Consider the following 9,697-nt stretch of genomic DNA (forward strand, 5'->3'; position numbering starts at 1 on the left):
TTCCTTGTTGAGGATGCGCCGTGCCCCGGCGCGGGGATGGCAGGTCACACGCGGACGCTGCGGATGCCGCGCGTGGCGTGGTGGCTGACCTCGCGGGTCCCACACTTCTCGACACGCAGGATGCGGCCGCCCGTCTGGCCTTTTCTGATCCGCCGAGGGCGGGTGCCGCCCTTGGTGGCGCGGTGCTTTTTCTCAACGTGCAGGCGGTAAGCCATCAGGCGGCCTCGCTCGCCTCAGCGCCCGGGGCGCGCTCCTGGAACGCGCCGCTCACCTGAGCCCAGACCGTGAAGGTCTCACCCGAAAACTGGCTGGCCAGCTTGGCGGCCTCGACCTCGGCGTCGGGCAGGTTGTCGAACTCGTATGGAAAGGCGGAGGCGCGGACTCGGCCGGTGCTGTCACCGCGGCGAGCGACGATGTAGCCGCCGCCGATGACCTCACCCACGCGGGGCTTCTTCCAGTCATGGCGCAGGCCGGTCGGCTTGGGTCTGCGGCCCTGACCTTGCGTCGGGTTGGGGGATTGCATCAGGTGCTCCTCTGAGGGGTCGCTGATATGCGGCCGTCGAGGAAATCGTCGCACATTGCGAACAAGCTGGCAAGAACTTTGTTCGCTATGTGCGTCTATCGTCGCAGCGGCGCGAAACCGCTACCTAGGTCAGGCATTCATGTTAGAAGAACAGACAGAGAACAAAGGAAGGTCATGCCGGAGCCCGACGAATCAGACGAAGCGCAGCTGGTGGCCGCGCTCCTTCGCCTAGACGATGCTAAATTGAGGTCCTGGTTAGCTTTTAGCCGCCAGCTTCATGAGACGGCTCGTCCGGCCCATCATCCAAAGCTATCGCATGGCGGATCACTGCCCGACGATCAGCTTCACTGAGTCTTCTCAAGCGACGGATGTGGTCCAAGATATCCGAACTGACGCTCTCATCGTCGATCAGGTCGATTGGTGAGACACCGAAGGCCTTGGCGAACGCACCCAACCTTACGTTGTTTACATTCTTCTTTCCGTTTTCGATCTCGCTCACGTAGCTGCGAGACATGTTCACCTTCGCGGCCAGGACCTCGACGGTCCAGCCCCGCTCCTCACGCATCTGCTTGATCCGGTGCTTCATACGGCACTGATACACCAAGCCAAGCTGCGACACTTGACGCAAGACGCGAACGTCACAGTTGCCAAGTCGTTCGCTATGTGCGACAGATGGCATCATGAGCACCCTTGAACAGTATCTCGCCGAGAACGGCATCAAGCAGGCTGCTTTCGCGGCCAGTATCTCCATCTCGCGCGGCGCTCTGGCGGACCTGCTGACGGGCCGTCGCACGCCAAGCTTGGCTCTCGCCAAGCGGATCAGTGATGCGACGTCTGGTGGGGTACCGATGGAGATTTGGCTGAGGGATCAACATACCTCGGCACATGCGAATGCCGCATGCTGCGAACAAGATCACCTGCCCGAAAAGACAGTGGGTGCAGCGTGAACGGTCTTCGGTGGTTCCGCCGCGCTGTTAGCGTGAGGCGCTTAGCTCGGCTGAGTGTCCGGACCTTCCACCACCCTCAGCCCGCTCATGAGAACATCCTGGATGTCCACACGGACGTCGGAGGTGGCGCAGAGCTGAAAGCCACCTCCAGGCGGGACCGTGAACTGAACCCAACCGCAGCCCGGAAAGCTCACCCGGTACACAAGGGTGTGCTGGCTGTGGCTCACAACCTCGAAGGGCTCGCCGTCCCGCACGGTGATCTGTTCGCCGTCCTGCATCGCTCCTCCTCCCACAGCCACCCTCACCAGGGCGCTCTTGCGCAGAGGCGTGCGGCAGCGCTGTGGCCGCTCCGAGGTTCTCGTGCGGCAACGCACGGCGGGGCGCGGGAGCCCGATGGGCTCGGGGGTACCAGGGTGGTGGTGTCAGCTCGAAAGAAGCTTGTCGGCCCGCCGCGTCAGCTCCCGGCTCATCTCCAGCTTGCGCCGGACGACCTGAGCGATCTCGACATCCGTGGGGGTTCTGTCCTCGAGCAGGTTGATGATCTCGATCAGGTTCCGCTGAGAGCGAAGCAGGAACCACACGGCCTCGTGGAGCGCCGCTTCACGCGGTCCGGCAACCACATCATCACTCATCCGAACAAGCCTCCTCGTAGCCCAAGCGAGGGCAAGGCGTACACAGGGCCGCTGTGGTCGAACGCGCGGCAGGCTCTTCAGCTTAGTGTGCGCTTGGGTCGGCTCAATGGCCCGGCTTTGCGGCCTCGCCTCCCCGTCGCGCCGCGCCGCCGCCCCGAGCGCAGGCGCTCCGGACCAGCAAGGAGCGAAAGCTCCATCGGGCCCGGCTTCGAGTGCCATGGCCTCGCACCCCCGACCCTCCGGGCCTGGCTCCGCCGAACGCCAGCCTGCGGCCCGCACGACAGGGCGCGGCTGCCAGATGGACTAATCGAGGCCTATGGCGTGTTCGGTCGCCCCGGGGCTCTGCAAGCTGCGGCGCGCGAGGCCTATCACGGCCTCTATCCCACTCAGCGGGCTCAGACTGCATTGAGCCATCAGGCTGTAGGTCCAGAGAAGAGCTTCCTCGTCTTCGCTCAAGGGCTCTTCGTCGTCGATCATACTTGTCTGCCTCTTGTTGGCCCCTGCTCGGGCAAGGAAGTCGCCAGCCGTACGGATCGAGGGCACGGCCGGAAAATCAGCCTAACACGCCGTACTGACGCCTCAACCCCAAGGTGTCGCTCTCATCCTAAAATCGCGCCGTCCCGACCGCCCCGGCGCGGGCTCCCTGGGCTGGCGGGGAGCGCATGCCTCGCCAGCCACTTTTCCGAACGTCGCGGCAAAGGGTCCTCAACCCTCCGAGACCGCCAAGGGCCAGCGGCGGCGCCGCGGTGGGCTGGCCACACTCCTCCCTGTTGAACCTGGCCCGGCGCTTCGGCGTCGGGCCCCCTTTCCCAGGTGACCCATGATCAGCTCGGACTTTTCCGGCGTCCTCGCGACTGAGATCGAACTCCGCGAGGCCGAACAAGACATGCTCACGGCCGAGATCGCTCGCCTCCAGGCGGAGCAGCAAGGCATCGCCCGGGTCCTGGCCGGCCTTTACGTCACCCGGGCCGCGTATGGCGAAGCGCAGACCCATGAGGCCCCACTCTCGATCGAGGACGACGCCGACGGCGCGTCGGCCTCCGTTGAGACCCAGAGCTTCCCCGAGGCTGTCCAGGAGCTCGTGGACGTGGCGATCGAGCACGGGCCCATCGCGGAGCTGATTGCCGCGCCAAGCCTGCCGCCGCTCGATCTGCCGGCGTCACCGGTGCGCGCCGCCCATGTCGCGGCTGTGGCCCAGATGGAGGCGAAGCGCGCAGCGGACCTTCCTTCCCATGCTTCTCGCAGCATGCTGGGTGCGTCCTGGACGGCCGAGGACGATGGTCGACTGATCGCCCTGAAGCGCCAAGGCGAGGGACTGGACCAGATCGCTCATGCCCTTGGGCGGACAGTAGGCTCGGTGAGGCAACGCGTCAGCAAGCTGCGCGGCCGCATGAACGCGCTCGCGGCCACCCCGGAGGCCGTACCCGACCTGGTCGAAGAGCCGGTCGCACTTCCTGCCGAACCCGAGAGGTCGTCCGTTCAGGAACCCCAGCCTGTGGTCAACCTCCCGGCGCGCCGGTCCGTCGAGCCAGCGGCCGAGCCCGCTCGGGCCGTGGCCCTGTTCAAGGCGGCTCTGGCCGAGGAGCGCGTGAAGGACCGCCCGGTCCTGAGCGAGCCCCAGCATCGTGAGGGCGCGAGCCGGCAAGGTTCAGCGGCTGGTTCAGCCTTCACCCAGCGCAGCATCGCGGCTCACCTAGACGGACTGCCCTACAACAACACCTGGACCGCGGCCGAGGATCTTCAGCTCGTCGAAGGGCTCTTCTCGATCGGACTCAGCGCGACGGCCGAGGCCATGGGCCTCGACGAGCGCCATGCCCTGGCCCGCTGGGAGCAGCTCCGCGCGCCCATCTGGCACCCGAAGACCAAGTGCGACGTCGACGGCCAGCAGCTGCTCGTGGCCGAGCTGCGCCGCCGCGCCGGCGCCTTGCTGCAGGCCGCCAGCTGATGGCCCGCAATTCCCCCATGGCCGCCGAAGCTGCCCTCTCGGCCGAGCCTGCGCCCGTCCTGGTCCTGCGGCCGGGTGGGCGCCCCGACACCCACGCCCTGAGCTACCGCGACGAGGAGATCGTCCTCCGGTGCCGCCAGGGCGAGCGGGCCCATGAGACCGGCCGCGCCCTTGGGCACCCCTTGCCACTCGTCCTGGGAGCGCTCTGCCGCGCCCGGACCCTCGGCATCCCCACCGACCCCGCACCGATCCAGCCAGGAGCCCCTGATGCCGCTTGACGTGAACGACCTGCGCGAACCCGACGACCTCCCGGAACTCGAGATCGACGTCGATCCGACACCCTCGCCGGCGACGTCCGCGATGCCATGCTGAAGCGCATCAAGGACATGCGCCGGGTCTGGAAGGACATGAACCAGACCGAGCAGAACATGCTGGCCGAAGGGCTGGCCTATGACGCCCGCCGCTTGGTCGAGGAGGCCATCGCCGCGATCACCGCCTTCGGCTTCCCACGTGCGGTCGGGCTCATGGCCAAGATGGTCGTGATCCCCGGCGACAAGGCTCGGATCGAGACGCCCATCCACTTCGCCAACATTCCCGAGAACCTCGCCGTCCTGGGCGGCAGCGTCGGCAAGGAAGTGGCCATCGTCATGGTCGACTCCTCCGTCTTCAAGGGGGAGCGGGAGCCGGTGAAGACGGATCCCGACCAGCCGCCGCTGCCGATGGGCGAGGGTGGGGCGACGGACACGGGCGACAACCTGGACGCTAAGGCCCCGGCCGAAGGGGACACAGGCGACGACGATCCGGATCCGGATCCGACGCCCGAGCTGCTGGCTCTGCCGGCACCTGACCGGGAGGAGCAGGATTCGGAGGACGGAACCAACCGCAAGGCCGAGATCGACCAGGACGCGGCCGAGTTCGAGGCCTCGGCTGAGGAGCTCGAGCAGCAGGCGCCACGCCAGCGCCGCCGCAAGCTGGGCAGCGAGGCTGCCTGAGCCATGCCCAACGTCATGGCATGGGATCTGGCGGGCCGGTGCGGCATCGCCTTCGGACGCGCGGGGGAGATCCCGCGCGCCACCACGGTTGACCTGGGCCGAGCGCTCTCCGAGGCGGAGCGCTTCGCCAAGATCATCCGGGCCACGCAGCACATGCTGGATCGCTTCCGGCCAGACGTCCTGGTCTATGAGGCGCCTGTGGGTGGACCACGCACCTCCCACTTCCTTGTGGGCGTGGCCAGCTGCTTCGTGGGGCAGGCGACCATCCTGGGGTACCAGCCTCGGTCCGTCGCCATCGCCACGGTGCGCAAGCACTTTCTGGGCCAGCATCTCACCGCCACGTCGCTGGGCACCACCAAGGCCAAGGCGCGCGAGCAGATCAAGGCGCGTCTGATCGCCCGCTGCGGAGCCCTCAACTGGCCCGTCCGGAACGACGACGAGGCCGACGCCTTCGCGATCTGGGATTACGCCTGTGTCACCTACGCCGGCGCTCAGTCCGCCCCTCTGGGCGGCCTCTTCGATCGGGGGGCCGCATGAACGCCCTGGTGCCATACGCCCCGCAGGTCGAGGACGATGACGACCCCTCCGTCCGGTACGCCGGCGCGGACGACGAGCGGCTGGACCTGATGCGCCGCCTCTACGCCCAGGAGGCGCAGGCCTCGGCCGAGCGGGCCCGAGCTGCTCGCCGGCGTGAGCACAACCTGCGGCTTCTGATGCTGACGTCTCTCCCCGGGCCGGAACACGACCTAGTGGCCTCGCTGGCGAAGCTGAGGGCCGGATCATGACCGAGCTCGAGGCCGCAACTGCCGCGCTGGAGCAGACCGCTCGTCGGCTCTCTGCGGCCACCACCGGCAACCAGGAGCGGGGCGACCTGCCCAAGGACGTGCGCGAGCTGCTGGCCCGTCTGGACGGCTCCCTGGCGCGCCTGGACAGCGCGCGACGTCGGGAGGGGACCGCATGAAGCGCCCGCCCGTCACCGTCTCCCCGCGCTGCGATTACTGCGGCAGCCTGGTCGCGCCTCACGTGCGGTCGGAGCCGGGGCCGTACTCCCAGCGCAAGCACAAGGGCAATCGCCGCGCCTGTGACGAGCATGAGGCCGACCTTCAGGCCGAGTTCGAGGCGGCGTTTGGCTCGCGCTTGGCCGCGGTCGCGCGCGTCGTGCCCGTCCCCGTCGATGTGCCGACCCCGGCGCCCGCTTCGATGCCGAAGAAGGCCAAGGCCAGCGCCCCCGATCCGTCGCAGGGGAGCCTCTTCTGATGACCGTCGGGCACGATCTCCTGTCCCTCCGCCCGGCCGGCGGCTTCGGCATGGTCATGGCGGATCCGCCCTGGGCGTTCCTGACGCGCGCCCCGGCCCAGGACACGCGCGGCCCGGATCGCCATTACGAGTGCCTGACCCTCGACGCCATCAAGGCCATGCCGATTCCGCACGTCGTGGCGCGCTCGTGCTGGCTCTGGCTCTGGGCCACCAACCCGATGCTCCCCGAGGCGCTGGCCGTCATGGCGGCCTGGGGCTTCACCTTCAAGACGGCCGGTCACTGGGCCAAGCTCGGGCCCAGCGGCAAGCTGGCCTTCGGGACCGGGTATGTCCTTCGCAACTCGGGCGAGCCTTACCTGATCGGCTCGCGCGGCAAGCCCCGCGTCTGCTCCCGCGCCGTCCGGTCGGTCATCCTCGCCCCCCGCCGCGAGCACTCCCGCAAGCCCGACGAGGCCTACCGCGACGCCGAGTTGCTCGGCGGCGAGGTGCCGCGCCTCGACCTCTTCTCCCGCCAGGCCCGGCCCGGATGGACCGCCTGGGGCAACGAAACCCACAAGTTCACCCCCGCGCCGGAGACCCCGGCCGCCGCGGCATAGGAGCCCCGCCATGGGCAGGATCAGGACCATCAAGCCCGAGTTCTTCAAGCACGAGGAGCTGTTCGACGCGGAGGAGGAAACCGGCCTCCCGCTGCGGCTGGCCTTCGCCGGATTGTGGACCGTCGCCGATCGCGAGGGCCGGTTCGAGTGGAAGGTCCGGTCGCTGAAATCGGACGTCCTGCCCTACGACAAGGTCGACTTTTCACGCGTGCTCGACGCGTTGGCCACGCGTGGCTTTCTCGTCAGGTATCGCGTGGACGGGCGCGAATACGGGGCGATTCCGGGCTTCAAGAAGCACCAAGTGGTCAATAATCGGGAGTCGGCGAGCCAAATCCCGCCCCCGCCAGAAAACTCTGATCCGCCAAAGGGTTCGACGCGTACCTCACGCGTGGACGACGCGTGCCCCACGCGACACGATCTTGCACAGGGGGAAGGGAAGGGAAGGGAAGGGAAAGGAAGGGAAGAGGAAAGTAGTAGTCCCCCCCTTGCGCGTGCGCGCGGCGGGGCCGAGGGGGAGGGCGCTTCGCTCGGGTTTGATCCCGATGAGATCCTGGACGAGGTTCGGGAGGCCCTCGGGATCCGAGCGCCGTTCCCGACCTACTGGCAGGCCGTCCATGCCATCCCCCACCTGATCCGCTGGGTGCAGGACTTCGGCCTGCGACCCGAGCAGATCGTTCCGGCCGTCCGCCGCAGCCAGGAAAACTACGACAGCCCACCCGACGGCCCCAAGGCGCTGGACGGCGTCATGCAGCGGCTCGGGCGTGACCTGGCCCAGCCCAGCCGCGAGGAGCGTCCGCCCCGCCGTCTGGCCCTGGTGAAGCCGCCTCGGGACGACGCCCCGACCTTCGACCTGGCGGCCGAGATGGACGCCGCCTTCGCCAAGGTGATGGGAGAGGGCCAGTGACCAACGATCTCGAAACCCGGGAGTCGTTCCTGAAGCGCAACCTGCTCGACTTCCTCGCCCGTCGCACCCCGCCCGAGCGGTTCAAGGCCGACGACGGGCTGCGGGCCAAGGAGCTGGCCGCCCTCCTCGGGACCGTGCTGCGCCACGCGCCAGCCCACGAGTGGGCGGACTGGTGGGTCGACGTCGAGGCCCGGGTCGCCGAATCCGGCAAGGGTCATCTGTGGCCCACGCAGGGCCAGATCGCCGACGCGGCCAAGTCCCACCAGGAGGCGAAGATGGGCCGCAGCCGTCCGGCGACCGCGCGCGATGGCAGCCGCTTGCCCGCCGGCCAGATGAAGACCTCGGCCCAGATCGACGCCGAGCGGATCCAGCGCGGCGATGCGGTGAGCGAATACCGGCTGTGGGGCCGCGGGGCCGACGAGCTGCTGGCCACGGGCCTGGTCACGCTCGAGGACCTGGAGCCCTACCGCAAGTACATGCGCCATGCCTGGCGGAGCACCTATGGTGAGGAGGAGGCCCAGCGGCTCGACGCCGAGCGCGTCACCGGCCGGTACCAGTCGCCGGGGGTGTCGGGGACCAAGCCCCACGCGGGAGGCTTCCAGCGCATGCCGGGCATGGACCCGAGCCCGACCTATCGGCCGAGCCGGGAGGATGTCGTCGGGGATGAGAACGCCCCGCACTTCCAGGAGCCCGACCCGGCCAGCGAGGAGGGCCGGCAGCTGCGGGCCAGCCGGAACGCCACCCGGGCCAGCATGGGCCTGCCGCCGCTGCCTGAGCCCGCGCCCCCGGACTACGACCTGGTGCCTGACGACACGCCGGACCTGCGTGAGGGGATGGCGTGACCGACACGAGCGTCGCCATCCTCCTCAGGCCTGACGAGGTCTGCGCCGCGCTGCTCACTGCTCGAGGCCAGAGCTTACACGTTCGAAACGACGCGCGACTGCCCCCAACCTGGCGGCCATCGACCGTCCGATCAAGAGACCAGACAGCAGGACCAAACATCATCGAGCAGTGCTTCCTTCGCGGGCTTGAGCACAACGGCCAGATGCTCGCGGTCCTGTCCTCGATAACACGGAACTACGATGCCGATGGAGATGGGCTCATCGTTGAGGGGCAGGAGACGGCATGAACCAGAAGCACCAGTTCCCGCCGGCGACCATCCGGCTCCCGGCCTCCAACAGCCGGACCAGGCTCGGCGAAATGTCCGTCCTGCAGGCCTTGGACTGGGCCTTCCGGCGCGAGCATGCGCAGCTCGAGCTGCCCGAGCGTCGTGAGGTCTGGGAGCGCGGGCGGGGCTTCGGGATGGAGTACGTCCTGATCCAGCGCGCCCGGCTCGGGGTGTCGGTGGACGAGTTCGGCCCGGGCAATTGGGGCGGATCCACGCCGCACGAGGATGCCGAGGTCATCGCGGCTATCGTCTCGAAGATGCCGGATGACCTGGGTGGGCGGCACATGGCGGTGCGCGTGGCCGAGCACGCCCGGGCCGGGCTGGTGCCGGATGCCATGGTGGGTGCCCTGCCTCGGTTCGAGCCGGTCGAGTGGTGCATCCCAAACCGGCACGGCCGCAAGGCCAAGTCGGAAGTCATCGGCACGGGCGCCTTCGTCCACCGTGGGCGTCAGGTGAACTACGAGTCGCGCTGGTGCCAAGTGACCCTGCGCCCCGATCCCCAGCAGATCGCCTCGGCGCGGGCAGGCTACACCGAGTGGTGGTTCGCGGTCAGCCATGTGCGCCGGACCCTGCGGGACTGCGGCATGCTGCGGGAGATCGGCATCACGGACGAGATGCCGGCACTCGTTCCATGGGAGAAAGGCAGTTGACAATCTAGACCCCTTGACTATCGTAAGGAGGACCGAACTGCGCCCGGAGGGAATCACCCTGCCGGGCGCTTCGCATTTCTGGG

18 protein-coding genes are annotated in these 9,697 nt (G+C 68.3%); 12 read left to right on the forward strand and 6 right to left on the reverse strand.

The annotated features are described in order from the left end of the window. Positions 1-44: 44 nt before the first annotated feature. The 3 genes from J3P31_RS00860 to J3P31_RS00870 all read right to left on the reverse strand — a co-directional run bounded on the left by J3P31_RS00860 (position 45) and on the right by J3P31_RS00870 (position 1,109). Positions 45-215, reverse strand: coding sequence for a hypothetical protein (locus J3P31_RS00860; protein WP_210526334.1), 171 nt, complete (start codon positions 213-215; stop codon positions 45-47). Then, positions 215-523 carry a hypothetical protein gene (locus J3P31_RS00865; protein WP_210526336.1) on the reverse strand — a complete coding sequence of 103 codons (309 nt, stop codon included), beginning with the start codon at positions 521-523 and terminating at the stop codon, positions 215-217. Before J3P31_RS00865 ends, J3P31_RS00860 begins: the two co-directional genes overlap by 1 nt. A 262-nt stretch (positions 524-785) precedes the next feature. After that, the gene (locus J3P31_RS00870) at positions 786-1,109 is read right to left on the reverse strand and encodes a helix-turn-helix domain-containing protein (RefSeq protein WP_210526338.1); all 324 of its coding nucleotides are present in this window, start codon (positions 1,107-1,109) and stop codon (positions 786-788) included. 94 nt (positions 1,110-1,203) lie between these two features. Here J3P31_RS00870 and J3P31_RS00875 point away from each other — a divergent pair, with 94 nt between their 5' ends. Beyond that, positions 1,204-1,470 carry a helix-turn-helix transcriptional regulator gene (locus J3P31_RS00875; RefSeq protein ID WP_210526340.1) on the forward strand — a complete coding sequence of 89 codons (267 nt, stop codon included), beginning with the start codon at positions 1,204-1,206 and terminating at the stop codon, positions 1,468-1,470. Between the two features lie 41 nt (positions 1,471-1,511). Here J3P31_RS00875 and J3P31_RS00880 read toward each other — a convergent pair whose 3' ends face one another. The 3 genes from J3P31_RS00880 to J3P31_RS00890 all read right to left on the reverse strand — a co-directional run bounded on the left by J3P31_RS00880 (position 1,512) and on the right by J3P31_RS00890 (position 2,579). Next, positions 1,512-1,748, reverse strand: a complete 237-nt coding sequence (locus tag J3P31_RS00880) for a hypothetical protein (RefSeq protein WP_210526342.1) — start codon at positions 1,746-1,748, stop codon at positions 1,512-1,514. Between the two features lie 144 nt (positions 1,749-1,892). Then, complete coding sequence (locus J3P31_RS00885) at positions 1,893-2,102, reverse strand: hypothetical protein (protein WP_210526344.1); 210 nt, start codon at positions 2,100-2,102, stop codon at positions 1,893-1,895. 303 nt (positions 2,103-2,405) lie between these two features. Next, entirely contained in the window at positions 2,406-2,579 is a 174-nt protein-coding gene (locus tag J3P31_RS00890; RefSeq protein WP_210526346.1) for a hypothetical protein, read from the reverse strand. Between the two features lie 343 nt (positions 2,580-2,922). Between J3P31_RS00890 and J3P31_RS00895 the strand changes: the two genes are divergently transcribed. The 11 genes from J3P31_RS00895 (at position 2,923) to J3P31_RS00945 (ending at position 9,614) form a co-directional block, all read left to right on the forward strand. Continuing rightward, positions 2,923-4,047 (forward strand): hypothetical protein, encoded by a 1,125-nt coding sequence (locus J3P31_RS00895; RefSeq protein ID WP_210526348.1) that lies wholly within the window; start codon positions 2,923-2,925, stop codon positions 4,045-4,047. Then, a complete protein-coding gene (locus tag J3P31_RS00900) occupies positions 4,047-4,325 on the forward strand; it encodes a hypothetical protein (protein WP_210526349.1) in 279 nt (92 codons plus the stop codon). Before J3P31_RS00895 ends, J3P31_RS00900 begins: the two co-directional genes overlap by 1 nt. 87 nt (positions 4,326-4,412) lie before the next feature. Further along, positions 4,413-5,039 carry a hypothetical protein gene (locus J3P31_RS00905; RefSeq protein WP_210526351.1) on the forward strand — a complete coding sequence of 209 codons (627 nt, stop codon included), beginning with the start codon at positions 4,413-4,415 and terminating at the stop codon, positions 5,037-5,039. A 3-nt stretch (positions 5,040-5,042) separates the two neighbouring features. Beyond that, the gene (locus tag J3P31_RS00910) at positions 5,043-5,576 is read left to right on the forward strand and encodes a hypothetical protein (RefSeq protein WP_210526353.1); all 534 of its coding nucleotides are present in this window, start codon (positions 5,043-5,045) and stop codon (positions 5,574-5,576) included. Further along, entirely contained in the window at positions 5,573-5,824 is a 252-nt protein-coding gene (locus J3P31_RS00915; RefSeq protein WP_210526355.1) for a hypothetical protein, read from the forward strand. The genes J3P31_RS00910 and J3P31_RS00915 overlap by 4 nt, the downstream gene beginning before the upstream one ends. After that, a complete protein-coding gene (locus J3P31_RS00920) occupies positions 5,821-6,000 on the forward strand; it encodes a hypothetical protein (protein WP_210526357.1) in 180 nt (59 codons plus the stop codon). The genes J3P31_RS00915 and J3P31_RS00920 overlap by 4 nt, the downstream gene beginning before the upstream one ends. Beyond that, a complete protein-coding gene (locus J3P31_RS00925) occupies positions 5,997-6,296 on the forward strand; it encodes a hypothetical protein (RefSeq protein WP_210526359.1) in 300 nt (99 codons plus the stop codon). Before J3P31_RS00920 ends, J3P31_RS00925 begins: the two co-directional genes overlap by 4 nt. After that, on the forward strand, positions 6,296-6,892 hold the full coding sequence (locus J3P31_RS00930) for an MT-A70 family methyltransferase (RefSeq protein WP_210526360.1): 597 nt from the start codon (positions 6,296-6,298) through the stop codon (positions 6,890-6,892). The genes J3P31_RS00925 and J3P31_RS00930 overlap by 1 nt, the downstream gene beginning before the upstream one ends. A 10-nt stretch (positions 6,893-6,902) precedes the next feature. After that, positions 6,903-7,796 carry a hypothetical protein gene (locus J3P31_RS00935; protein WP_210526362.1) on the forward strand — a complete coding sequence of 298 codons (894 nt, stop codon included), beginning with the start codon at positions 6,903-6,905 and terminating at the stop codon, positions 7,794-7,796. Continuing rightward, positions 7,793-8,638 carry a hypothetical protein gene (locus J3P31_RS00940; RefSeq protein ID WP_210526364.1) on the forward strand — a complete coding sequence of 282 codons (846 nt, stop codon included), beginning with the start codon at positions 7,793-7,795 and terminating at the stop codon, positions 8,636-8,638. Before J3P31_RS00935 ends, J3P31_RS00940 begins: the two co-directional genes overlap by 4 nt. Positions 8,639-8,921: 283 nt before the next feature. Further along, a complete protein-coding gene (locus tag J3P31_RS00945) occupies positions 8,922-9,614 on the forward strand; it encodes a hypothetical protein (RefSeq protein WP_246849205.1) in 693 nt (230 codons plus the stop codon). The last annotated feature ends 83 nt before the right edge of the window (positions 9,615-9,697 follow it).

Origin of the sequence: Rubellimicrobium arenae, assembly GCF_017916275.1 — a bacterium.
Classification (GTDB): Bacteria; Pseudomonadota; Alphaproteobacteria; order Rhodobacterales; family Rhodobacteraceae; genus Rubellimicrobium; species Rubellimicrobium arenae.